The 22,106-nt window shown below is 71.4% G+C and carries 22 protein-coding genes; 13 read left to right on the top strand and 9 right to left on the bottom strand.

Annotated features, from left to right (window positions below):
* Positions 1 to 27: 27 nt before the first annotated feature.
* The 6 genes from ccrA (at position 28) to ACZ60E_RS39435 (ending at position 5,976) form a co-directional block, all read left to right on the top strand.
* A complete protein-coding gene (gene ccrA / locus ACZ60E_RS39460) occupies positions 28 to 1,332 on the top strand; it encodes a crotonyl-CoA carboxylase/reductase (RefSeq protein ID WP_469446904.1) in 1,305 nt (434 codons plus the stop codon).
* Between the two features lie 395 nt (positions 1,333 to 1,727).
* Positions 1,728 to 3,344 carry an ATP-binding protein gene (locus tag ACZ60E_RS39455; protein WP_469446903.1) on the top strand — a complete coding sequence of 539 codons (1,617 nt, stop codon included), beginning with the start codon at positions 1,728 to 1,730 and terminating at the stop codon, positions 3,342 to 3,344.
* A 5-nt stretch (positions 3,345 to 3,349) separates the two neighbouring features.
* A complete protein-coding gene (locus ACZ60E_RS39450; RefSeq protein WP_384801960.1) occupies positions 3,350 to 3,760 on the top strand; it encodes a roadblock/LC7 domain-containing protein in 411 nt (136 codons plus the stop codon).
* Positions 3,757 to 4,128, top strand: a complete 372-nt coding sequence (locus ACZ60E_RS39445; protein ID WP_384801957.1) for a DUF742 domain-containing protein — start codon at positions 3,757 to 3,759, stop codon at positions 4,126 to 4,128. The genes ACZ60E_RS39450 and ACZ60E_RS39445 overlap by 4 nt, the downstream gene beginning before the upstream one ends.
* A complete protein-coding gene (locus tag ACZ60E_RS39440; RefSeq protein ID WP_384801954.1) occupies positions 4,109 to 4,723 on the top strand; it encodes a GTP-binding protein in 615 nt (204 codons plus the stop codon). Before ACZ60E_RS39445 ends, ACZ60E_RS39440 begins: the two co-directional genes overlap by 20 nt.
* A complete protein-coding gene (locus ACZ60E_RS39435; RefSeq protein WP_469446901.1) occupies positions 4,720 to 5,976 on the top strand; it encodes a cytochrome P450 in 1,257 nt (418 codons plus the stop codon). The genes ACZ60E_RS39440 and ACZ60E_RS39435 overlap by 4 nt, the downstream gene beginning before the upstream one ends.
* A 184-nt stretch (positions 5,977 to 6,160) precedes the next feature.
* Here the strand turns inward: ACZ60E_RS39435 and ACZ60E_RS39430 are convergent, their stop codons facing one another.
* Complete coding sequence (locus ACZ60E_RS39430; protein WP_469446900.1) at positions 6,161 to 7,192, bottom strand: 7-epi-alpha-eudesmol synthase; 1,032 nt, start codon at positions 7,190 to 7,192, stop codon at positions 6,161 to 6,163.
* 249 nt (positions 7,193 to 7,441) lie between these two features.
* Here ACZ60E_RS39430 and ACZ60E_RS39425 point away from each other — a divergent pair, with 249 nt between their 5' ends.
* The gene (locus ACZ60E_RS39425) at positions 7,442 to 7,834 is read left to right on the top strand and encodes a VOC family protein (protein ID WP_107022308.1); all 393 of its coding nucleotides are present in this window, start codon (positions 7,442 to 7,444) and stop codon (positions 7,832 to 7,834) included.
* A gap of 55 nt (positions 7,835 to 7,889) precedes the next feature.
* Here ACZ60E_RS39425 and ACZ60E_RS39420 read toward each other — a convergent pair whose 3' ends face one another.
* From ACZ60E_RS39420 to ACZ60E_RS39410, 3 genes are all read right to left on the bottom strand, one after another.
* The gene (locus tag ACZ60E_RS39420) at positions 7,890 to 8,357 is read right to left on the bottom strand and encodes a peroxiredoxin (protein ID WP_210886757.1); all 468 of its coding nucleotides are present in this window, start codon (positions 8,355 to 8,357) and stop codon (positions 7,890 to 7,892) included.
* Positions 8,358 to 8,419: 62 nt separating this feature from the next.
* Positions 8,420 to 8,719, bottom strand: a complete 300-nt coding sequence (locus tag ACZ60E_RS39415; RefSeq protein ID WP_366785589.1) for a DUF4235 domain-containing protein — start codon at positions 8,717 to 8,719, stop codon at positions 8,420 to 8,422.
* A 79-nt stretch (positions 8,720 to 8,798) separates the two neighbouring features.
* A complete protein-coding gene (locus tag ACZ60E_RS39410; RefSeq protein WP_469446897.1) occupies positions 8,799 to 9,827 on the bottom strand; it encodes a glutathione S-transferase family protein in 1,029 nt (342 codons plus the stop codon).
* Between the two features lie 95 nt (positions 9,828 to 9,922).
* On the opposite strand from ACZ60E_RS39410, the gene ACZ60E_RS39405 reads away from it, so the two are divergent.
* Positions 9,923 to 10,915, top strand: a complete 993-nt coding sequence (locus tag ACZ60E_RS39405; RefSeq protein WP_453794274.1) for a cation diffusion facilitator family transporter — start codon at positions 9,923 to 9,925, stop codon at positions 10,913 to 10,915.
* 50 nt (positions 10,916 to 10,965) lie between these two features.
* Here the strand turns inward: ACZ60E_RS39405 and ACZ60E_RS39400 are convergent, their stop codons facing one another.
* The 3 genes from ACZ60E_RS39400 to ACZ60E_RS39390 form a co-directional block, all read right to left on the bottom strand.
* Positions 10,966 to 11,415 (bottom strand): nitroreductase family deazaflavin-dependent oxidoreductase, encoded by a 450-nt coding sequence (locus ACZ60E_RS39400; protein WP_384802187.1) that lies wholly within the window; start codon positions 11,413 to 11,415, stop codon positions 10,966 to 10,968.
* A 180-nt stretch (positions 11,416 to 11,595) separates the two neighbouring features.
* Positions 11,596 to 13,056, bottom strand: a complete 1,461-nt coding sequence (locus ACZ60E_RS39395) for an aldehyde dehydrogenase family protein (RefSeq protein ID WP_469446894.1) — start codon at positions 13,054 to 13,056, stop codon at positions 11,596 to 11,598.
* A 121-nt stretch (positions 13,057 to 13,177) separates the two neighbouring features.
* Entirely contained in the window at positions 13,178 to 13,813 is a 636-nt protein-coding gene (locus tag ACZ60E_RS39390; RefSeq protein ID WP_469446893.1) for a TetR/AcrR family transcriptional regulator, read from the bottom strand.
* A gap of 140 nt (positions 13,814 to 13,953) precedes the next feature.
* On the opposite strand from ACZ60E_RS39390, the gene ACZ60E_RS39385 reads away from it, so the two are divergent.
* On the top strand, positions 13,954 to 14,445 hold the full coding sequence (locus ACZ60E_RS39385; protein ID WP_469446891.1) for a DUF1348 family protein: 492 nt from the start codon (positions 13,954 to 13,956) through the stop codon (positions 14,443 to 14,445).
* 9 nt (positions 14,446 to 14,454) lie between these two features.
* Entirely contained in the window at positions 14,455 to 14,970 is a 516-nt protein-coding gene (locus ACZ60E_RS39380) for a flavoprotein (protein WP_469446889.1), read from the top strand.
* 58 nt (positions 14,971 to 15,028) lie between these two features.
* On the opposite strand, the gene ACZ60E_RS39375 is transcribed toward ACZ60E_RS39380, so the two are convergent.
* Positions 15,029 to 15,910: an endo alpha-1,4 polygalactosaminidase gene (locus ACZ60E_RS39375; RefSeq protein WP_469446887.1), complete on the bottom strand. Its 882-nt coding sequence runs from the start codon at positions 15,908 to 15,910 to the stop codon at positions 15,029 to 15,031.
* A gap of 606 nt (positions 15,911 to 16,516) precedes the next feature.
* On the opposite strand from ACZ60E_RS39375, the gene ACZ60E_RS39370 reads away from it, so the two are divergent.
* From ACZ60E_RS39370 to ACZ60E_RS39360, 3 genes are all read left to right on the top strand, one after another.
* Entirely contained in the window at positions 16,517 to 19,423 is a 2,907-nt protein-coding gene (locus ACZ60E_RS39370; RefSeq protein WP_469446885.1) for a helix-turn-helix transcriptional regulator, read from the top strand.
* Between the two features lie 94 nt (positions 19,424 to 19,517).
* Positions 19,518 to 20,534 (top strand): NAD(P)-dependent oxidoreductase, encoded by a 1,017-nt coding sequence (locus ACZ60E_RS39365; protein WP_469446883.1) that lies wholly within the window; start codon positions 19,518 to 19,520, stop codon positions 20,532 to 20,534.
* A 45-nt stretch (positions 20,535 to 20,579) separates the two neighbouring features.
* A complete protein-coding gene (locus ACZ60E_RS39360) occupies positions 20,580 to 21,227 on the top strand; it encodes an HAD-IA family hydrolase (protein ID WP_469446881.1) in 648 nt (215 codons plus the stop codon).
* 18 nt (positions 21,228 to 21,245) lie between these two features.
* On the opposite strand, the gene ACZ60E_RS39355 is transcribed toward ACZ60E_RS39360, so the two are convergent.
* Positions 21,246 to 22,061 (bottom strand): phytanoyl-CoA dioxygenase family protein, encoded by an 816-nt coding sequence (locus ACZ60E_RS39355; RefSeq protein ID WP_469446879.1) that lies wholly within the window; start codon positions 22,059 to 22,061, stop codon positions 21,246 to 21,248.
* Between the last annotated feature and the right edge of the window lie 45 nt (positions 22,062 to 22,106).

Genomic DNA, 22,106 nt, shown 5'->3' with positions numbered 1-22,106 from the left:
CCGACCCCCACCCAAGGAGGAACCACCATGGACGCGCTGGCGCAGGCCGTCGTCGCGGGAGCCGACCGCACGGAACTGGCACACCTCCCCACCCCCGGCCGCTACACCGCCGCCCATCTGCGCGCGGAGGACGTGGAGAGTTTCGCCGGAGTGGCCGACAAGGACGTCCGCAAGTCGATCCACCTCGGTGACGTACCGATGCCCGAACTCGCCCCGAACGAGGTGCTGGTGGCCGTCATGGCGAGCGGCATCAACTACAACACCGTCTGGTCGGCGATGTTCGAGCCCATCCCGACCTTCTCCTTTCTGAAGCACTTCGGCCGCCAGGACCGGTGGGCGGCCCGGCACGACCAGCCGTTCCACGTGATCGGCTCGGACGCGTCCGGGGTCGTCGTCCGCGCGGGTTCGGGCGTGCGCAGATGGCACGTCGGCGACCACGTCGTGGTGAGCCCGGTCTATGTGGACGAGGAGGACCCGGCGACCCACGCCGACGGCATGCTCGGCAACGGCATGCTGGCCTGGGGCTTCGAGACCAACTACGGCGGACTGGCCCACTACGCCGTCGCCCGCGCCAGCCAACTCCTGCCGAAACCGGCCCACTTGACCTGGGAGGAGGCTGCCTCGAACCCGCTGTGCGCGGGCACGGCGTACCGCATGCTCGTCAGCGACCGGGGCGCCCGGATGACCCAGGGCGACGTGGTCCTGATCTGGGGAGCGGCCGGCGGGCTCGGCGCGTACGCGGTCCAACTCGTCCGCAACGGCGGCGGGATCGCGGTGGGTGTGGTCAGCAGCGAACGCAAGGCGGAGTACGCCCGCCGCCTCGGGTGTCACGTGGTCATCAACCGGGAGGAGATCGGGCTCACGGGCGGCGAGGCGCCCGCGGACCCGTCCGTCGTCGGCAAGCGCCTCGGCAAACGGATCCGGGCCGCGACGGGGGAGGACCCGCACATCGTCTTCGAGCACGTGGGCCGGGCCACCTTCGGTGTCTCCGTCTTCGTCGTACGCCGGGGCGGCGCGGTGGTCACCTGTGGCTCCAGCACGGGGTACCAGCACGAGTTCGACAACCGCTATCTGTGGATGCGGCTCAAGCGCGTCATCGGCAGCCATGGCTCCAACCTCCATGAGCAGGCCGCCGTCCACCGTCTCCTCGGCCTCGGCCATCTGGTCCCCGCGCTCACCGAGACCTACCCCCTCACCGACACGGCGGAGGCCGCCAGACTGGTCCAGAGCAACACCCACCTGGGCAAGGTCGGCGTGCTCTCGCTGGCCCCGGCGCCCGGCCTCGGTGTCACCGACCCCGTCCGCAGGGAGCTGGTCGCCCGCCCGGCGTGATCAAATCGTAGTAACCCGCGGTAATAGCTCGGGCGTGTGCAGGCCCCGTCGTTCACGGCGGGGCCTCGGCCATGAGAGGGGAAGATCCCGGCCAGCGGCCCGTGGCGTATGCACCTATTTACCCCGCCCAAGTTGGATCATGGTGGTTGGTCAACGGATTTGTCGACTCAAAGAGCCTGGTGGGAGCGTAACCAGACCTTCACGGCGAGGGGCTGGCCACGGTGATCAGGTGGAGATCAAAACCGATAAGGTTCCCTGAAGTGCGGCGAGTTGACGCAACAGCAAACGGTCGTCACTCGCTGTCCACGCATGCCTGTCACAGGGTCGACCACTCCGTGACGAGTGCAGCCCCCCGAGTTTCCCCCTGTTCGATCGTGTTGCTTTGAAGGATGCAGATGGAACTTGCCACTCCGCCACCGGCGGCGCGGGCACCGGTCCCCTGGTACAGCTGGTGGCTGCTGCCACTGGCTTTAGGGGCCGGTACCGTCGTCGCCGCGGTCGTTGGCTCCGACCAGGTCCGAATACCCGCGATCGTCTCCGGCGTCGTCGTCACGGCCGCGAGCGCCGTCACCGTACGGCTCCTGATCCGCTCCCAGCGTCAACTGCGCAGCAGCGCAAGTGAGTTCAGAAACGCGCAGGCCGAGCACTCCCAGCAGTGGCAGCAGCACGTGGCCGGCCTCGAACGGAAACACGCCGCCGAGCGCGCCGCCCACGACACACAGCTCGCCGAACAGGCCACGGCCTACGAGACGCGGATCGCCGAGCAGAACCGGGCCTGGCAGGAACAGCTGGACCGCCAGCTCGCCGCGGTCGCCCGGCTCGCCGACGGCCTGCTGCCCGAAGCTCTGGAGCGGCTCAGAGCCGGTGACTCCATCGACGACCTGCTGCCCGCGGCCGGCCAGGGCGCCGAAGTGGGCGCCGACCTGCAGGCCGCGCTGCGCAAGGCACTCAGGACCGCGCTCATGGGTGTGGAGCAGGAGCTCGACCGCTCCACCTCCGCCGAGCAGGCCGTCATCAGCATCGGCAGCCGTATCCACGTACTGACGAGCAAGCTGCGCGGCCGGCTGCACGAGATGCAGGGCGAGCACGGCAGGCTGCCGTCCGTCGCCCAGGGACTGATGGAGCTGGACCAGGAGCTCGGCCCCGCCGACTCCCTGGCGGCGAGCATCGGCGTACTCGGCGGCACCGACCGGCCCGGCCGCCAGTGGCAGGAGCCGCAGCGGCTGCTCAGTGTGGTGCGCGGCGGCATCGGCCGGATCAGGGACTTCGACCGCGTCCAGGTGCAGTTCCTGCCCGAACTCGGCGTCGACGGCGGTCTGGTGGACCACCTCACGCTGATCTTCGCCCATCTGCTGGACAACGCGGCGCGCTACTCGCCGCCCACCGAGCCCGTGATCGTCTCGGGCAAGGAGGTCCCGAACGGCGTCGGCGTCGAGATCCAGGACTCCGGCAAGGGTCTGAGCGAGGAGAAGAAGCAGGAGGCTCTCCAGGCGCTCGAAGGCGTGGCCCCCGGCCCCGGTATCGGCGGCGTGTCCGAGGACGCGCACCTCGGTCTGCGGGTGGTGGGAGTGCTGGCCCGCCGGTACGGCATCAGGGTCACCTTCGCCGACTCGCCCTGGCTCGGTACGTCGGTGGTCATCGTGGTACCTCACAAGTACTTCAGCCCGCTGCCCGCCGCCGTCATCGCGCCCGCCCCGGCCGCCCAGGTCACGGCCGCGCCGGACACCGAGGCCGTCGGGAGCGACACGGCGGACCCGGCCGCGGAACCGGAGGAGACCGGGGACACCACGCCCGGCGGTCTGCCCAGGCGCCGCAGGCGAACCGAGTCCGAGCGGCCGAAGGCGGCCGTGCAGGAGGACGACTCCGTCACCACCGCCTCGCACGCGGTACCGCCGGACGCGTCCTTCACCGGCCTGGCCGCCTTCGCCACGGCGGGGCGTGAGCCGATGCCCGACCGTGAGCCGGCCTCCGGCGCCGAGTCCACAGAGCACCGCACGGAAGAGAGCGACTAGTCCTCATGACGCAACAGGGAACCGACGTGAGCTGGGCGCTCCGCGATCTGGTCGAGAGCATCAAGGAGATCCGCTTCGCCCTTGTCGCCTCCAGCGACGGAAAGGCCATCACCTCCTACGGGGCCGACGACCCCGACGACGTGGACCGCTTCGCCGCCGTGGTGGCGGGACTGCAGGCGCTGGCCCAGCCGGTGGCCGAGCAGTTCCCCAAGTACGCCGGGCAGCTGCGCCTCGCGATGATCGAGGTCGACGGCGGCCATCTCTTCGTGGTGCGCGCGGGCGTGGAGACCTACCTCGGCGTCCTGGCCAGGGAAGGGCTCGACCAGGGCCTCCTCGGCCACCAGATGAGGGACCTGGCCCGCAGGATGGGTGAGCTCCTCGGCACCACTGCGCGAGTGGAGGAGCACTCTGGATGAGTGGTCCCAGTGGACCCGCGGACCCGTCCGGTCTTGAGCGCTACTACGTCCTCACGGGCGGTCGCAGCGGACCGGGCGGTTCGGCGTCGAGCCTAGACGTGGCGACCCTCATCACCTCCCGTGGGGCGGCCGGTCCCGGCCTGCAGCACGAACACGAGGAGATCCTCCGGCGCTGCCGTGATCCGTTGTCGGTGGCCGAACTCGGCGCCCACCTCGGACTGCCCTTCAACATTCTCGCGGTGCTCTTGGCCGATCTGCTGGACGCAGGCCGCGTTGAGGCCCGTGATCCCATCCCGGCGTCAGGCGCCGGTCGCGGGCCCGACCTCGCGCTCCTTGAGGAGGTACTCAGTGGACTTCAAAGGCTTTGACCATCCCGACCGCGACCCGGCCGACGGCGCGGCCGGTGCCCGCTCGGTGAAGGTGATGATCGCCGGCGGATTCGGTACCGGAAAGACCACCATGGTCCGGTCCGTCAGCGACATCAAGCCCCTCACCACCGAGGAGACGCTGACCCAGGCCAGCGCCGACGTCGACAACCTGATCGGGGTGGCGGACAAGCAGGAGACCACGGTCAGCCTGGACTTCGGCAAGATCGGCCTCAACGACCAGCTGATGCTGTACCTGTTCGGCACCCCCGGGCAGGAACGGTTCTGGTTCCTGTGGAACGGCCTCTTCAAAGGCGCGCTCGGAGCCGTGGTCCTGGTCGACACCCGCAGGCTGGCCTCCAGTTTCCGGGCCATCGAGGAGATGGAGCGGCAGAACGTTCCGTTCGTGATCGCCCTGAACGTGTTCCCGGACTCCAAGGACCACCCGGTCGAGGAGATCCGGGACGCCCTGGACATCTCCCCGGACATCCCGGTGGTGGCCTGCGACGCGCGCGACCGGGCCTCCAGCCGTGATGTGCTCATCGCGCTGATCCGGCACCTCAAGGAACGCTCCGCAGTCGCACTGGAGTCGCGATGACCGACCAGCCCTTGAACGACGGCCCCGACGCCCCGCGCGGCTGCCCGGTCGCGCACGGCGGGGGAGGGGACCCCACCCGGCTCTACGGGCCCGAGGCGGCCGTCGACCCGATCGGCATCTACGGGCGGTTGCGCAAGGAGCACGGGCCCGTCGCGCCGGTCCTGCTGGAGGGCGACGTGCCCGCCTGGCTGGTGCTCGGCTACCGGGAGAACCGGCGGGTGCTCGACAACCCCCGCCAGTTCAGCCGGGATTCGCGGATCTGGCGGGACTGGAAGGAGGGCCGCGTCGAGAGCGCGTCCCCGCTGATGCAGATGGTGGGCTGGCGGCCCGACTGCGTCTCGCAGGACGGCGAGCCGCACCGCAGGCTGCGCAGCGCCGTCACCGACAATCTGCAGGCCGTCTCGGGCCGCGGCATCCGCCGGCATGTCACGCACTTCGCGAACAAGCAGATCGACGCGTTCGCCGACGCGGGCAGCGCCGACCTGGTGTCCGAGTACGCCGAGTACCTGCCGATGCTCGTACTGACCAGGGTGTTCGGGCTCGCGGAGAGCGAGGGGCGGCGGCTCGCCGAGTCGTCCGCGCAGGTCATCAAGGGTGGTGCGGAAGCCCTCGCCCACAACGACCGCATCATGCAGATCCTCGGCGAACTCACCGAGCGCAAGCGGGTGGAGCCCGGGTCCGACTTCACCACCGGGCTGCTGGAGCACCGCGCCGACCTCGACGAGGACGAGATCGTCAACCATCTGCGGCTGGTGCTGATCACCGCGCACACCACGACCAGCAACCTGCTGGCCCGGGTGCTGCAACTGGTCCTCACCGACGCGGGGCGGCTCTCCGGGTTGGTCAGCGGGCAGTTGAACATCTCCGCCGTCGTGGAGGAGGTCATGTGGAACACTCCGCCGCTGGCCGTCCTGCCGGGGCGGTTCGCGACCGCGGACATGGAACTGGGCGGGCACCGGCTCCAGGAGGGCGACCTGCTGGTGCTCGGGCTGACCGCCGGCAACATCGATCCGGAGATCCGGCCCGACGTGGGTGTCTCCGTGCACGGCAATCAGTCGCATCTGGCGTTCAGCGGGGGGCCGCACGAATGCCCCGGGCAGAACATCGGGCAGGCGATCATCGAGACGGCCGTCGATGTGCTGCTGCATCGGTTGCCGGGGTTGCGGCTCGCGGTCGCTCCGGAGGAGCTCACGGCTACCGCGTCCACGTGGGAGGCGCGGTTGGACCGGTTGCCGGTTCAGTTCGCCGCGTAGCCCCGTAGCCCCGTAGTCCCCAGGCCCGTTTGCCCGTTTGCCCGTTCGTCGGGCGGCGGGCCTTCGGCCTGTTCCGGGTCGTGTGTCGTCCGCGGGTGCGTGGGGGCCGGGCGCGCAGTTCCCCGCGCCCCTCAAAGGCGGCCCCTCTTCAGCGGTGCTGAAGAGGGGCGTCAGGAAATCGTTGTCAGACTGCCAGGAGGTCGTCCAGGGAGCCCTTGCCCGCCAGTTCTGCCTGGGAGGCGGGGGTTTCCTTGTCGGCGGCGTAGCGGCCCGAGGTCAGCGCCCACTCGTAGTTGCCGTTGATCCAGTGCTGGATCGCCTCGACGCCCATCCGGACCCTGCCGCGCTCCTCCTCGTTCAGGCCGAGCTCGTCGCACATCTTCGGTACCTGCGACTCCAGTTCGAGGTACTCGGCCAGGCATTCCGAGGTCATCCGGTACGCCTCGTCGGCGGCCTCCTGCCAGCCGCAGCGGCGCTCCCGGTGCAGGACGGCTATCAGGTTGTGCCCGTCCCCCCGGCGTTTCTCGCGCTCGAAGGAGTGGATGTCGTTCATGAAGCCGATGGTGTCGGCGGCGAGGTCCCGCATCCTCTCCATCAGCGGATGCGCCGCCGCCTCGGCGGGCACCTCGAAGCCGCGGCTGCGCTCCCCGGCGTCGATGCTGTGGTGGATGCCCACCGTGCGGCGACGGAACGCCGCGTACTCCTGAAGGTCGAGCGTGCCGGTCAGGCCGCGTGAGGCGAGGTCGACCTCCTCGGTGTGCGCCACCAGGAAACGGCCCCAGGAGGCCGCGAACCGCGTACGCCATGTCAGAGACATGCCATCCGAAAGATGGGCCCAGACCTCGGCCCAGGCGACCGTGATGGGGCAGACCACCCGAGGGGTGATGCCCGCGGGCCGCAGCGGGGTGACGATGAGTTCCCGCGCCACCTCCGCTATGCGGTCGGCACGGTCGGGCCTGCCCGAGTCGAACTGGTCGTCGAAGAGGAAGGCCAGCGAGAACCAGTTCATCAGGACGACCATGTCGTCGGCGGAGGCGTGGGGGTAGGTGCGGGCGGCGGCCTGGGGCAGATCCCAGGACCGGTACTCCTCGAATCCGGCGTTGCTGCGCACCAGGCCCTTGTCCCACACCCAGCGCAGATGGCGGGACTGGGCGTAGTCGAGATGGGCGCTGACCGGGGTGGCGAAGGGGAGGTCGAACCTGACGTCCTGCGGCATTCGCGTCCTTCCTTGAGACGAGTTCACAGGGCCCCCACTCCTGCGCGCGGGCGTGCCAAAGTGACGTCCGCTGACTCGAACTGCGCTTCCTGAGGCGAAAGTTGACTCGATGTGCGCTACGAGGCTGCCCTGATCGTAAATGATCTATGCCGCGGCCTGTTGCCCGGGCTGTATGCCACGCGACGGGGTACCCGGTCGACGAGCAGTGGGCGGAGGGCCGTTCGCGCTCGACCGGTCTTCGGAGGAGATATGGCACTGGTAGTGGCAGGGTTCGTGGTTCTGGACTGTTCCGAGCCCGAGAAACTCGCCGCGTTCTACAAGGAGTTCCTCGACGGCGAGGAGACCGACGCGACGGCGAACCGGGTGGAGATCCAGGGTGCCGACGGCATGCGGATGGCGTTCCGGCGGGACGTGAACGCGACCCCGCCCAGCTGGCCGCGCCCCGAGAACTCGCTCCAGGCGCACCTGGACTTCCACGTCGACGACCTCGACGCGGCCGAGCGCAAGGTCATCAGCCTGGGCGGGCGTGCGCTGGAGGCCAAGGACGGGGGCGGCCCGTACGAGGAACGGGGTTACGCCGACCCGTCGGGCCACTCGTTCACCCTGCGCCTGGAAGCGGCGACCGCACCCAAGCAGGGCTGAGCGCAGGCAGGACCGGGTCCGGACAACGCTGAGCCCGCAGGCAGGGCCGGGTCGTTCAGGCGCGGTGCGCGCGCAGGGCCGCCAGGGCGCGGTCCGCGTGCGCGCTCATCCGGAGTTCGCTGCGCACCACTTCGAGGATCTTCCGGTCCTCGGCGATGACGAAGGTGACCCGCTTGGTGGGCGCCAGCGAGAAACCGCGCTTCACCCCGAACAGTTCACGGACCTTGCCGTCCGGGTCGGACAGCAGCGGATACCCGAGGGTGTGCTTCTCGGTGAACTCCTGCTGGCGCTCGACCGTGTCACCGCTGATGCCCACCGGCCGCGCCCCGGCGGCCGTGAACTCGGCGGCCAGGTCGCGGAAGTGGCACGCCTCGGCGGTGCAGCCCGAGGAGAGCGCCGCCGGATAGAAGAAGAGCACGACAGGGCCTTCGCCCAGCAGCTCCGAGAGCTGCCGGGGCGTGCCCGTCTCGTCCGGGAGGGTGAAGTCCTCGACGGTGTCGCCCACCGCTGCCTGGTTCGTCACGACTGGCTCCCTGACTGTCGGCCACCTGTAGGAAGGCCAACCGTACTGGACGGTACGGGAGGTCAGTCGCGGCCCCCCTTGTCGTCGCCGGGCCACACTCCGGTGGAGCGCTCGATGGCCTTCGCGCCGGTGCGGTCCGCCGCGCTGCGGACGACCGCGAAGATCGCGCCCTGGACGGCCGCCGCGAACAGCACCTCGCCCCAGCCGCGGTCCTTGTCCAGCGCGTCGGGCGCGTCGTCCTCGTGGCGGATCATCTTCCAGACCTTCTGGAACGCCAGTCCTGCGAGGGTTCCGCTCGTCCAGCCGAGCAGGAACCCGACGGGCTTGTAGACGACGGGCAGACTCTTCTTCTTCTTCGACACCTGGCTCTCCTTCGGTAGCTGTTGTCCGGGACACCAGGCGAGTGTCCAGTTCAGCGGCGAATACGCGGCCCCGCTCCTCTCAGGGCCGGCCCGCCGCCGGCACCTCCTCGCCCTCGCGCACGGGACCCGGCGGACTTCCGTCCCCGAACGGGCGCCCGCCCAGCTCCTCGCGCCCGTGCGCGGTCAGCCAGCCGGAGAGGTCGGGGCCGAGCGGCACGATGCGGGTCGGGTTGATGCCCTCGTGGACCTGGTAGTAGTGCCGCTTGATGTGATCGAAGTCGACGGTGTCCCCGAACCCGGGCGTCTGGTACAGATCACGGGCGTACGCCCACAGCACCGGATCCTCCGTCAGCTTGTGGCGGTTGCACTTGAAGTGGCCGTGGTAGACGGCGTCGAAGCGGACCAGGGTCGTGAACAGCCGGATGTCCGCCTCGGTGATCGTGTCCCCGACCAGGTACCGCCGCTCCGCGAGGCGCCCCGACAGCAGCTCCAGCCGGTGGAACACACCCTCGTAGGCAGCCGCGTACTCCTCCTGGCCGGTCGCGAACCCGGCCCGGTACACCCCGTTGTTGACGTCCTCGTACACCTCCTCCACGACCTCGTCGATCTCGTCGCGGAGCCCTTCCGGATAGAGGTCCGGCGCCCCCTCGCGGTGCAGGTCCCGCCACTCGGTCGCGAGGTCCAGGGTGAACTGCTGGTAGTCGTTGGTCACCAGCCGCCCGCTCTCCACGTCCACCAGGGCGGGCACGCTGACACCGCCCGGGGCGCCCGGTTCCCGCGCCTCGTACGCCTCGGCGAGGTAGCGGATGCCCAGCACCGGGTCGCGGCCCCCGGGGTCCAGCGTGAAGCGCCAGCTGCGGTCGTCCTGGATCGGGTCGGTGACCGCCATCGACAGGGCCTCCTCAAGCCCCAGCAGCCGCCGCGAGATCACCGCGCGGCTCGCCCAGGGGCAGGCCCGGCTCACGACCAGCCGGTAGCGCCCGGCCGCGACCGGCCAGCCGTCGCGTCCGTCGGCCGTCACCCGGTCCGCGAAATGGCTCTTCGACCGCTTGAAGGACTTCTTCCCGAGCGCGCTGTTGCCCTCGCCGGTGCCCTTGATATCGCCCATGAAGCGTCTCCCTTTCGTACGTCGGCCTCCGTACGACTTCCCCGAAAACCGCCGTCACCTCGTGTGAGGCAGGGCGAGTGGGGCATTCGGCGGAGGTGAACCGTAAGCCTTCCTCCCCTTCGGACCGCCGTACCCGTGTCACCGTGCTGGTGGCACTGGCCGCCAACCTCGTGATCGCCGTGGCCAAGGCCGTGGGCGGCCTGTTCGCCGGATCGCCCGCCCTGCTGTCGGAGGCCGCGCACTCGGTGGCCGACAGCCTGAACGAGGTCTTCCTCCTGGCCGCCCTGCGCCGCAGCAGGCGGCCCGCCGACAACCGTCACCCGTTCGGCTACGGAAAGGAACGCTTCTTCTGGTCACTGCTGGCCGCCGTGGGCATTTTCCTGATGGGCGGCTGCTTCTCCTTCTTCCAGGGCTTCGAGGCCCTGGGCAGCGAGACCTCGGAGTCCCGCAGCGGATATGTCGCGGGGCTCGTGGTGCTGGTCGTGGCGCTCTTCGCCGAGGGAGGGTCCCTGCTGCGCGCGGTCCGCCAGGTGCAGAAACAGGGCGGCTTCTCCTCCGAGATCCGTGACCCGGCGCTGCGTACCGTCATCGCCGAGGACGGCACCGCCGTACTGGGCGTGCTCCTCGCGATCGCCGGCATGGCCCTGCACATGGTCACCGGCCAGGTCGTCTACGAGGCCTCGGCCTCCATCGCCATCGGCTGCCTCCTGGTCTACGTGGCGTACCGGCTGGGCCGTGACGCGCGCGACCAGCTGATCGGGCAGGCCACCGACGAGGAGTCGAGCAACCGCATCCGTGCCCTGCTGGAGGCGCAGCCCGAGATCGACTCCGTGGAGTCCCTGCTGACCATGCAGCTCGGCCCCGACTCGACCCTGGTGGCCGCCCGCGTCGACCTGACGCCCGGTCTGGACAGCGAGGAGGTCGAACTCGTCGCCGTACGCATCAAGGCGTCCGTCCGCAATCTGGTCCCGCAGGTCGACCAGATCTTCCTCGACGTGACCGACGCCCGGCTGGCGCGCCGCGCGGCCGCACAGGAAGCCGCACACGAAAATGGCCCCGCCGCGACGGGGGAGCGCGGCGGGACCTGAACATCGGGTGCCCGACGTTCACCTGTTCATGCACACCTTTTTCGGGCCGGTCAGTGGCCGGCGGCGGGCTCCAGGACGAAGACCGGGATCTCGCGGTCGGTCTTCTTCTGGTAGTCGGCGTAGTCCGGGAAGGCGGCGACCGCCCGCTCCCACCACCGGGCCTTCTCCTCGCCGGTCACCTCGCGCGCGGTCATGTCCTGGCGCGTCGGGCCGTCCTGCAGCTCCACATGGGGGTCGCCGACCACGTTGTGGTACCAGACGGGGTGCTTGGGCGCGCCGCCCAGCGAGGCGACGGCCGCGTAACTGCCCTCGTGCTCGACCCGCATGAGCGGCGTCTTACGGATCTTCCCGCTCTTCGCGCCCCGGGTGGTCAGCACGATCACGGGGCGGCCCGTCTCCCGCAGCGTCGTTCCCTCGGTACCGCCGGAGCGCTCGTACAGCTCCACCTGATCGCGCACCCACTGGGTGGGACTGGGCTCGTACTCACCCTCAAGAGGCATGTCATCCATCCCATCGATCGTCGTCGTGTACGACTCGTGCAGGCTCGTGCCGACTGCCGCCGGCTCCTGCCGACTCGGATTCCAACACGCTCGCCTCGCTCTTTTCATCCCGCACGAGCCGTTTCACCCTCACACCTGCCCGAGTACGCCCGTACGAGTCACCCCTGAGCCGTGTCCGATCTAGAAGGGGAAGTGCGCCTGCTGCGTGGCCAGGGTCACCCAGCGGGTGTTGCTGAACGCCTCGATGCCCCAGCGTCCGCCGAAGCGCCCGTACCCGCTGCCCTTGAACCCGCCGAAGGGGGCGTTCGGTTCGTCGGCGACCGACTGGTCGTTGACATGCACGATGCCGGTACGGATGCGGCGGGCGACCCTGAGCCCATGGGTGCCGTTCTCGGTGATGATCCCGCAGGTCAGCCCGTGCTCCGTGGAGTTGGCGAAGGAGACGGCCTCGTCGTCCGTGGCGAACGTGCTGATCACGGCGAGCGGACCGAAGGCCTCCCCGCGGTACAGCTCGGCCTCCTCGGGCAGGTCGGTCAGGACGGTCGCCGGATGCACGGCTCCCTCGGGGGCGGCACCCCCGGTGAGGACGGTCGCGCCCTTGGCGACGGCGTCCGCCACGAGCGCCGCGACCCGGCCTGCGGCGTCCCGGGTGACGAGCGGGCCGACGACGGTGTGCGGATCGGCCGGGTCGCCGGACGCGAGCGACTCGGCCTTCGCGGTGAACCTGGCCGTGAACTCCTCGGCCAGGCTCTCGTGCACGAGGATCCGGTCGGCGGACATGCAGATCTGACCGGAGTTCATGAAGACGGAGAACACGGCCGCGTCGACCGCGTAGTCGACGTCGGCGTCGTCCAGCACGATCACCGAGTTCTTGCCGCCGAGTTCGAGGACCGCGGGCTTCAGATGCCGGGCCGCGTGCACCCCGATGATCCGGCCGACACCCGTGGAGCCGGTGAAGTTGACGGCCCGTACACGCTCGTCGGCGACCAGGGCCTCGGCGACGGCGGCGGCGTCCTCGGGGGCGTTCGTGATCACGTTCAGTACGCCGTCGGGCAGGCCCGCCTCGCGCAGGATGTCCGCGATGAACAGACCGCAGGCGATCGGCGCGTCCTCGCTGGGCTTCATCACCACGGTGTTGCCCGCGGCGAGCGGCGCGGCGACGGCCCGCACCCCCAGGATGACCGGCGCGTTCCACGGCGAGAAGGCGGCCACGACACCGACGGGTTCACGGATCGCGAGCCCCAGGGCGCCTTCCTCCTGGGCGCTCAGGACCTCGCCGCGCGGGGCGGTCACCGCGGCGGCTGCCTCGCGGAGGATGTTCGCGGCGAGACCGACGTTGAACATGGCCCAGGGCCGGGTGCCGCCCACCTCGCCCGCCATGATCCGTACGGCGTCCTCGGTGCGGGACTCCAGGAGGTCGGCCGCGGCGAGGAAGATCTTGCGCCGCTGCGCCGGACCGAGCGCGGCCCACCCCTCGAACGCGGCGTCGGCGGCGTCCACGGCCCGGGTGACGTCCTCGACGCCGGCCGCGGCGACCGTGGCGTACAGCTGTGAGCTGTAGGGATTCACGTCCTCGGCGGTGCGGCCGGAGACCGCGGGCTGGTCCTTGCCGCCGATCAGCAGGTCACGATGGAGGGTCATGCGCGGCTCTTCCCGTCGGGCGACGCGCGCGACGCGCTCCGCGACGGAACGCCCGCGTTCGTCTGGTGAACAATCGTCCATTGAATCTTCAATTGGAGTCTGCAACCCGGCGGGGTGTCAGTCAATGGCCGGCCGGCACGCCGTTCGGGTCGCACGAGCGGTCTGTCGAGCGGTCGGTCGAGCTGTACGAGTCGATCAGTGCGCCGGCCGCCCGCCCCGCCCGGGCGGCGGGTTCCGCGCTCTGTTCGACGGCGGCGGTGACCATCGCGCCCTCCGCCAGCAGCTGCAGTTGACCGGCCAGCTCGGCGGGCAGTCCCGCGTCGTCCACGAGACGGCCCAGATACTCCCCGAAGGCCCGCTTGTGGGCGCGGACCCGCTCGGCCACCGGCTCCGACACGGCGCCCAGCTCCCCGTACGAGTTGATCCAGGCGCAGCCGCGGAAGTCGGGCTCGCGGAACCACCGGCCCAGCCAGTCGAAGACCGCGAGGACGCGCTGCCGTGCGTCCGCGTGACCGGTCTCGTGACTGTCCTCGTGGCTGTCCACGTACGCGGCGAGCCGCCCTCGCCAGCGGAGGTCGCGCCGCTCCAGATAGGCCACCACCAGCTGCTCCTTGGCGGGGAACAGCTGGTAGAGCCGCTTGAGGGAGACCCCGGAGGCGCCACGGATGTCGTCCATGCCGACGGACTGTATGCCGCGCCCGTAGAACAGGGTCTCCGCCGCGTCCAGGGCCTGCTCCCTGGCGACCGCGCTCTCCATGTACCGGCTCACTCCTCGGTGTTCCGGTGGCCCGTCTTGACGTGAGAACCACCGTTCTCTACGTTAGCAGCGACCGCGGAGAACGTACGTTCTCCAGCCTGTGCCGGCCCACCGGCGAGCTCACTCCGAGGGGACCCCGTATGACCGACGCCGACCGCCCGCCCCTGCCGCCCTTCACCCGCGAGACCGCCGCACGGAAGGTCCAGGCGGCCGAGGACGCCTGGAACACCCGCGATCCGCTGAAGGTCTCCCTCGCGTACTCGCAGGACTCGGTCTGGCGCAACCGCGACACCTTCGTCACCGGCCGCGCCCAGATCGTGGAACTGCTCACCGCGAAATGGCGGCGCGAGGAGGAGTACGCCCTGCGCAAGGACCTCTGGGCCTTCGACGGCAACCGCATCGCGGTCCGCTTCCAGTACGAGTGCCGTGACGCCGACGGCCAGTGGTGGCGTTCGTACGGCAACGAACTGTGGGAGTTCGACGAGCACGGCCTGATGACCCGGCGCGAGGCCAGCATCAACGACGTACTGATCGAGGAGAAGGAGCGCCGGATCCTCGGCCCGCGGCCGGACGCGGAGCGCGGGGGAGCGGGGGCATCGGGGGAGCGCGGGGAATCGTTCCCGGTTCAGTAGGGTTCCCGGGTGACTGAACAGGCCCGGACACCCTTCCTGTACGTCGTCGTCTGCGCGGCCGGAGTCGCCGACGGCATCGGCGAGTTGATCTCCCTGGCGCAGGAGCGGAACTGGGAGGTCGGCGTGATCGCGACCCCGGTGGCGACGGGCTTCTTCGACGTCCCGGCGGTCGAGACGCGGACGGGCCGGCCGGTCAGATCGGCCTGGCGTTCGCCCGGCGATCCGCGCCCGTTCCCCGACCCGGACGCCGTCACCGTGGCGCCCGCGACCTTCAACACCGTCAACAAATGGGCGGCCGGCATCTCCGACACGCTCGCCCTCGGCACGCTCTGCGAGGCGTACGGGATGGGGGTGCCGATCTCCGTACTGCCCTGTGTGAGCGAGGCGTTGACCGCCCACCCCGCCTATCGGGACAGCCTGAAGAGGCTGCGCGGGATGGGGGTCCGGTTCGGGGAGCACGCCTTCGGCGGACCCGAACAGCCCGGGTTCCACTGGGCGCAGGCGCTGGATCTGCTGGAGCACTGACCCGCGGTGGGCGTCGGGTACCCGTCCGGTACCGGGCTGCGGTCAGCCGGTCAGCCGGTCAGCCGGTCTCGCGGATGTAGTCGTCGCTGTCGGGCGTCGACACCTGCAGGTCACGGCGCACGATGCTCAGCCGGTCGCCGAAGCCCGCCAGGGCCTTCTTCATGCCCTTGTCGGTGTACTCCACGACGACGACCTTGTCGTCGAAGGCGTCCGCGTACGCACCGCACTCGTCGTACGCGCCGCACTCCTCCACCACGGCGAAGTCGAGCCCGGCGCCGGAGCGACGGTCCGCCAGCTCCACGGTGTTCTTCTGGGCGATGGCCAGCCCCTGCGCGTGCGCGCGTTGCGAGAGCAGCTTGATGAAGGACACCGCGTCGTCCGCGTTCAGCAGGCCGTCGGAGCGGGTGTAGCTGTCGTAGTTGTCCGGCTCGACCGCGTCGAAGCCCTTGTCCGCGCAGCCGTCGATCCACCGGTCGACCCGGGCCGCGACGCGCTTGCGCTTGGCGGGTGTGCCGATGTCGAGGAGCGCCTCGTCCCAGTCGGCGTCGATGACGACCTCGCCCTTCTTGTCCCGCAGCAGCAGGTCGTCGGGCCAGTCGTCCAGCTCGTCGGGCTGGGCCTGGAAGGCGTTGACGTAACAGATGTTGTAGAGACCGCGCGCGGGCTTGGCGCCGCGGTCGCGCGCGACGATCTCGACGCCGGACGGCGGGGTGTAGGCGCCGCCGATCTGGTAGTCGAAACCGTCGGGTACGGGGGGTAGCCGGACGGGTCCGGAACTCGACTCCGTGCTGTCTGCGCTGCCTGTGCTGTTCGGGCTGCCCGTGGTGTCGGCGGGGTCCTTGGTGTCCCCGTCGGACGAGCAGGAGGCCAGGGCCGCGAGGGCGACCAGGGCGGTGGCGGCCCTGAGAAATCCCGTGCGGGGGCCACGCTTGGCGGGCATGTCCGCTCCATCGATCGCGAGTGCGGCCCCGCCTCGGACTCCGTGACGGTCCTGGCGACTTTGGCCGGACTGCGGAGCTTGTCCACCGGCTGGGCGCACCTCTGGGTGCCGGGTTGTGGGGCTCGGCACGTTTGGATCAAAGCGTGTGGGGGGTTGTGCGTCAAGTTCGCGGGGTTTGGGCCCCGGGCCGCGGTGGGCTTGTCGGGTGCGGGTCGGTGGGGGCTGGTCGCGCAGTTCCCCGCGCCCCTGGGTGGGTGGGGGTGGTGCACGGGGGTCGTGTGCGGGTTCGTGGGGGTTGAGCGCGCAGTTCCCCGCGCCCCTGGGTGGGTGGGGGTGGTGCACGGGGGTCGGGTGCGGGTTAGTGGGGGTTGGGTGCGCGGTTCCTCGTGGCCCTGGGGTGGGTGGGGTGTCGGACGGGATTCGGCCGCGGGTTCGTGGGGCTGGGTGCGCGGTTCCTCGTGGCCCTGGGGCAGTGGGGGTGCTGTGAGTCGTGGGGTACCCGGTGCCCTGGGGAATGGGTTCGTGCGGGACAATCGTGCATATCGTGTGACGGTCGGGCATTTCTTCCGGAGTGGCGAGGGTCACGACATCTGCGGAAGGAGACGCGTGAAGCACGCGGCGGAGACGGACGACGGTGCCTGGATCGTCGGCAGGGACCGCGAACTGACCCTGCTGACCGCGCTCGTGAAGGGGCTGTCCTCGGCGGAGTCGGCGACGGACCTGCCCGGAACCGGTGTGCTGGTGGTCACCGGCGGCCCGGGCTCGGGCAAGAGCGTCCTCCTGGACGAGGCCTGCCGGACCGCCCGCGCAGCCGGCGTACGGGTGCTGCGCTGCACGGGCTGCGAGGTCGAGTCGGGGCTGCCCTTCGCGGGACTCCACCAGCTGCTGCGCCCGGTGCTGGACCTTGCCGAAGAGCTTCCCGCCCGTCAACGGACCGCCCTGCTCGGCGTGTTCGGACTGGACGAGAACGCGGAACCCGACAGCGCCCAGAATCCGCTGCTCACCTCCCTCGGCGCGCTCACCCTCCTCTCCGACCTCGCGGCACGCGGCCCGGTGCTGCTGGTGGTGGACGACGCCCACTGGCTCGACGTGGGCACGCTCGACACCCTGGCCTTCGTGGCCCGGCGCCTGGAGGGCGAGCCCGTCGCGATGCTGGTGGCGGCCCGCGACCAGTCCGTACCCGCGCAGTTCGCCCGCGAGTTCCCGCTGCTGAGCGTCGACCCGCTGGACGCCGCGTCGGCCGGACGCCTCCTCGACCTCCAGCCGGAGGCCCCCGCGGGCCGGGCCCGCTCCCGCATCCTCGACGAGGCCGCCGGGGTGCCCCTGGCGCTGGTCGAGCTGGCCAGGGCCGTGGCCCGCGACCCGCGTGCCGCCCGGGACTCGCTGCCCCTCACCGACCGGCTGGAGGCGATCTTCGCCCAGGACCTGCCCGCCCTGCCGCCCGCCACCCGGCAACTGCTCCTGCTGGCCGCCGCCGCGGAGACCGCCGAACTGCCCCTCATCCTGTCGGCCGCGGCCCCCGACACGACCCCCGCCGACTGGTACCCCGCCGAGCGGGCCGGACTCATCCGCATCGACGACGGCCGTCTCCGTTTCCGGCACCCGCTGATCCGCTCGGCCGTCTACCAGTCGGCGACCTACGCACAACGGCACGCGGCCCATCTGTCCCTCGCCGAGGTCTTCACCGGCGACCCGGACCGCCGCGCCTGGCACCGCGCCGCCGCCGTCGAGGGCGTGGACGAGGGCGTCGCCGAGGAACTGGAGGCCGGCGCGGGCCGGGCTCAGCGCCGTGGCGGGTACGCGTCCGCCGCCACCGCGCTGGAACGCGCGGCCCAGTTCAGCCCCGACCCCGCCGACCGGGCCCGCCGCCTGGTCCGCGCCGCGACCATGGCGATGTACGCGGGGCACCCCCGCTGGGTCGCCGAGATCACCGGTCGGGTCACCGCGCTCACCGAGGACCCCGCCGTGCTCGCCGAGGCCTCGCTGCGCGCGGGCTGGGCGCTCGCGGTCACCACCCAGTTCGAGGGCTCGCTCGGCTATCTGCTGCCGCTCGCGGACGCCGCGACCGAGGAGAACCCCGTCCTTGCCCTGGACGCCCTGGCGACGGCCACCACACCGGCGTACAACTCGGGGGAGCCCGCGCACCGCGAGAAGATCGTGCGCATCGCCGAACGCGTCCCCGTGCAGGAGGACGACAGCGACCGTCTGTGGATCCTGGCGGGCACGGACCCCCTGCGTCACCGGACCCAGGCCCTCGCCCTGCTCCACGCCGACCGGGACCGTACCGACCGGGACGGCACCGACCAGGACGGCACCGGCCGGGACCGTCCGCCGGCCGACGAGGAGAGCGGCCCCGTACGGGACCGGCCCCTCTCCCAGCTGATCACCTGGGGCGCGGCGGCCTGGGTGCTCGACGAGACAGGCGAGGCCGTCCGGCTCCTGGGCGCCGCGCTGGAACACCTGCGCCGGTCGCCGACCGCCGGAGCCAACGCCACCGTGGCCCAGGCCCTGGCGCTCGCCCAGTACGAGAGCGGCGCGTGGACGGCGGCCCGCGCCTCCCTCGACGAGGCGTACCGCACGGCGGCCCGCGCCTCCCTCGACGAGGCGTACCGCACGGCGGCCGAGGGCGGTCTGGAGAACGTGGTCGCGGGCTCGCCCATCCTCGGTGCCACCCTGCTCGCCCTGCGCGGCGACGCGGACGCGGCGCGCACCGCGGTCCGGCGTGCCGTCCACGGCGTGGACCTGCCCACCTGCCGCAGTCTGCAGGTACGGGCCCACTACGCGCTGGGCGCCGCGGCACAGGCGGAGGGCGACCACGCGACGGCGTACGACCGGTTCCGCGCCGTCTTCACCCAGGACGGCGAACCCCTGCACTTCCACGCCTCCGACTACCACCTCGCCGACCTCGCGGCCGTCGCCGTGCGCACCGGGCGGGCCGAGGAGGCACGGGCCGTCCTCGACGCGGCCGGACGGCGGCACGCCGAGGGCGAGGTGTCCCCGCGCCTCGCCGCCTTGGTGGACCGCGCGCACGCCCTGCTGGCCGAACCGGACGACGCCGAACGGCACTTCCAGCGGTCGCTCGCCCGTCCGACGGGCGACCGGTGGCCCTTCGAGCGCGCCCGGACCCGGCTCGACTACGCGGAATGGCTGCGCCGCCGCCGACGCGCCACCGAGGCACGGCCCCTGCTCTCCGCCGCTCTTGAGGTCTTCGAGAACCTCGGCACCCGGCCGTGGACGGAACGCACCCTCGCGGAACTGCGGGCGGCGGGCGTCCACACCACCGCCACCCCCGGCCAGGAGACGGACCTGTCCGAACTCACCCCGCAGCAACTGCAGATCGCCCGGCTCGCCGCGGCGGGCCTGACCAACCGCGAGATCGGCGAACGCATCTTCCTGTCACCCCGCACGGTCGGCTTCCACCTCTACCGGATCTTCCCCAAGCTGGGCGTCACGGCCCGCGCCCAGCTGCGCGACGTCCTGCCCGACGCGCTGCGTGAGGTTCCAGAGGCCTGAGCGCGGGTAGCGACCGGCCGTGCTGCCGCACCGGCGGCGCCGGGCTACCGTGCCTACGGAGGCCAGGAGAACCGTGACGGATGCAAGGAGAGCCGTGAGCACCCCGCACAAGCCGCTCGTGATCCTGCGCCCCGACCCCCACCCCGTCGAACGCATCTTCAGACCGGACACCCTGGACCGGCTCCACGACCGCTTCACCGTCGTCGAGCCCGACAGCGAGGACGCCTTCGACCGGGCGCTGCCGGACGCCTTCGCCGTCGTCGGCCAGCCCGACCTGCCCGCCGAACGCCTCGCTCACGCGGGCGAGTTGAGAGCCCTGCTCAACATCGAGGGCAACTTCTTCCCGAACGTCGACTACGACGGGTGCTTCCGCCGCGGCATCCACGTCCTGGGCTGCGGACCCGCCTACGCCCAGGCCGTCGCCGAGTACGCCCTCGGGCTCGCCCTCGACCTTGCACGCGGCATCAGCCGCGAGGACCGCGCCTTCCGCGCCGGACGTGAGCGGTACGTGTCCGACGGCACCGCCGGCTCCGTACTGCTGCGCGGCGCCGACATCGGCCTCATCGGCTTCGGGAACCTCGGCCGCAGCCTCCACCCGCTCCTCGCACCCTTCCGCCCGACCCTGCGCGTCTACGACCCCTGGCTGCCGCCGGCCGTCCTGCGCGAGCAGGGCCTGGTGCCGGCCACGCTCGACGAGACGCTGGCCCGCAGCACCTTCGTGTTCGTGCTCGCCACCGTCACCGACGACAGCCGCCATCTGCTCGGCGAGCGCGAACTGGCACTGCTGCCCGACGGGGCGCGGCTCGTCCTCGTCAGCCGGGCACCGGTCGTGGACTTCCCGGCGCTGCTCGCCCGGGTCGCCGAGGGCCGCCTCCTCGCGGGGATCGACGTCTGGCCCGACGAACCCGTCGCGGCCGACGAACCCGCCCGCTCCCTGGAGGGCCTGGTCCTCTCCGCCCACCGCGCGGGCGGCATCCCGGACGCCTTCCTGAGCATCGGCGACATGGTCGTCGACGATCTGACCCTGCTGGCCCGGGGGCTGCCGCCCGCCCGGATGCAGGCCGCCGCCCGTGAACTCGTCGGCCGCTACCGCAACCGACCCGTCGTCTGAAAGGCCCGGACCCCGGACATGAAGATCCCGGACACGATCCCGGACATGAGGATTCCCTGTGACGGTCTCCTCTTCGACAACGACGGCGTGCTGGTCGACTCCGATCTCGGCGTCGACCAGGCGTGGAGCCGCTGGGCCCGGGCCCGCGGACTGTCCGCCGAGCAGGTCACGGCGATGGTGCACGGACGGCGCTCCGCCGACACCGTCGCGCTCCTGGTGACCGATCCGGGGGAGCGGCCCGCCGCCCTCGCCGAGATCGACCGTCTGGAGATCGAGGCGGCCGCCACCACGACCGCGCTGCCCGGCGCCCTCGACCTCCTGACGAGCCTGCCGGACGGCAGCTGGGCCGTCGTGACCTCCGGGGTCACCGGGCTGGCCCGCGCCCGCCTCGCCGCCGCCGGTCTTCCCCTGCCGCCCGTGCTCGTCACCGCGGACGACGTCACGAACGGCAAGCCCGCCCCCGACGGCTACCTCGCGGCGGCGGCCCGCCTCGGGGTGGACCCGGCGCGGACCGTCGTCCTGGAGGACGCCGTCGCCGGTGCCAAGGCGGGGGAGACGGCAGGTGCGTACGTCATCGGCGTCGGGCCGCGCGGCCTGGACACCGGCGCCCAGGTCGTCGTACGCGATCTGCGCGGGCTTACCTGGCACGATGGTGTACTCGACCTGAGTGCCGCGGACCTGCTGCGCTCCTGACCCGGCGGGTGCCCGGGTTCAGTGCGGTCCCACCGGTGCGAACTCGGTGCCGCACGGGCCCGCGCCCTCGCTCTCCAGCAGGGGGACGGGGTCTCCGCTCATGGTGAGGGTGGGGTAGTAGCGGCCGATGCGTTCCGTGGAGCGGCCGACGTAGTGGCCGATGAACGAGCGGCGGAAGCGGTCGGTGCTGCGGTTGGGCGGGGAACCGTGCACCAGGCTGCCGTTGAAGAAGAGGACGTCCCCCGGTGCCATGTCGACCGGTACGGCGGACAGACCGGGCGGCGGTGGCACGTACTCGCGGGCGAACGACAGCCCCTCGTCGGCCTCTTCGGGGCAGAACACATCCATGCGGTGGGTGCCTGGGACGACCTCCAGACCTCCGTTCCCCCGGTCGATCGCATCGCAGGCGATCCAGGCGGCCACGCAGGTGCCCGGCTCGGTCCGCAGATAGAAGTTGTCCTGGTGCAGGGCCTGTCCGCGGGCGCCGGGCGGCTTGAAGTAGAACATGCTCTGGGCCGCCAACACCTCTTCCCCCAGCAGGAGTTCGAGCACCTCGCGCAGCCGGGGTTCGAGGAGGAATCGCCGGGCCAGGTCGTTGATGCGGTGCGGCTGCATGACCCGGGGGTGGACGTCCAGCGGGTCGGCGGCCGAGGCGGCTCCGACCGCGCGGGGCTGGAAGTGTCCCGGAACCGGTCCGGCCGCGTGCAGCGCGGTGAACTCGGCGCACAGCGCCTCGATCTCCGCCGGGGCGAACAGCCCGCGCGCCACCGTGAAGCCGTCCTCCTCGAAGCGCCCGACGAGGCTCCTGTCCGTGACTGTCGTACGACCACTCATGCGACGACCCTCTCGCTCCGCTGTCCTGGATGCCCCACGCTAGGG

Source organism: Streptomyces sp. NPDC102514, from assembly GCF_055584525.1.
This window is presented reverse-complemented; position numbering and strand designations above follow the sequence as displayed.

Coding starts and splice junctions, on each gene's coding strand:
- ACZ60E_RS39400 (WP_384802187.1), bottom strand. CDS start 11,415: ATGCCTCTTGAGGGTGAGTACGAGCCCAGTCCCACCCAGTGGGTGCGC.
- ACZ60E_RS39430 (WP_469446900.1), bottom strand. CDS start 7,192: ATGCCGCAGGACGTCAGGTTCGACCTCCCCTTCGCCACCCCGGTCAGC.
- ACZ60E_RS39445 (WP_384801957.1), top strand. CDS start 3,757: ATGAGTGGTCCCAGTGGACCCGCGGACCCGTCCGGTCTTGAGCGCTAC.
- ACZ60E_RS39455 (WP_469446903.1), top strand. CDS start 1,728: ATGGAACTTGCCACTCCGCCACCGGCGGCGCGGGCACCGGTCCCCTGG.
- ACZ60E_RS39425 (WP_107022308.1), top strand. CDS start 7,442: ATGGCACTGGTAGTGGCAGGGTTCGTGGTTCTGGACTGTTCCGAGCCC.
- ACZ60E_RS39385 (WP_469446891.1), top strand. CDS start 13,954: ATGACCGACGCCGACCGCCCGCCCCTGCCGCCCTTCACCCGCGAGACC.
- ACZ60E_RS39450 (WP_384801960.1), top strand. CDS start 3,350: ATGACGCAACAGGGAACCGACGTGAGCTGGGCGCTCCGCGATCTGGTC.
- ACZ60E_RS39355 (WP_469446879.1), bottom strand. CDS start 22,061: ATGAGTGGTCGTACGACAGTCACGGACAGGAGCCTCGTCGGGCGCTTC.
- ACZ60E_RS39410 (WP_469446897.1), bottom strand. CDS start 9,827: ATGGGCGATATCAAGGGCACCGGCGAGGGCAACAGCGCGCTCGGGAAG.
- ACZ60E_RS39435 (WP_469446901.1), top strand. CDS start 4,720: ATGACCGACCAGCCCTTGAACGACGGCCCCGACGCCCCGCGCGGCTGC.
- ACZ60E_RS39375 (WP_469446887.1), bottom strand. CDS start 15,910: ATGCCCGCCAAGCGTGGCCCCCGCACGGGATTTCTCAGGGCCGCCACC.
- ccrA (WP_469446904.1), top strand. CDS start 28: ATGGACGCGCTGGCGCAGGCCGTCGTCGCGGGAGCCGACCGCACGGAA.
- ACZ60E_RS39390 (WP_469446893.1), bottom strand. CDS start 13,813: ATGGAGAGCGCGGTCGCCAGGGAGCAGGCCCTGGACGCGGCGGAGACC.
- ACZ60E_RS39360 (WP_469446881.1), top strand. CDS start 20,580: ATGAGGATTCCCTGTGACGGTCTCCTCTTCGACAACGACGGCGTGCTG.
- ACZ60E_RS39395 (WP_469446894.1), bottom strand. CDS start 13,056: ATGACCCTCCATCGTGACCTGCTGATCGGCGGCAAGGACCAGCCCGCG.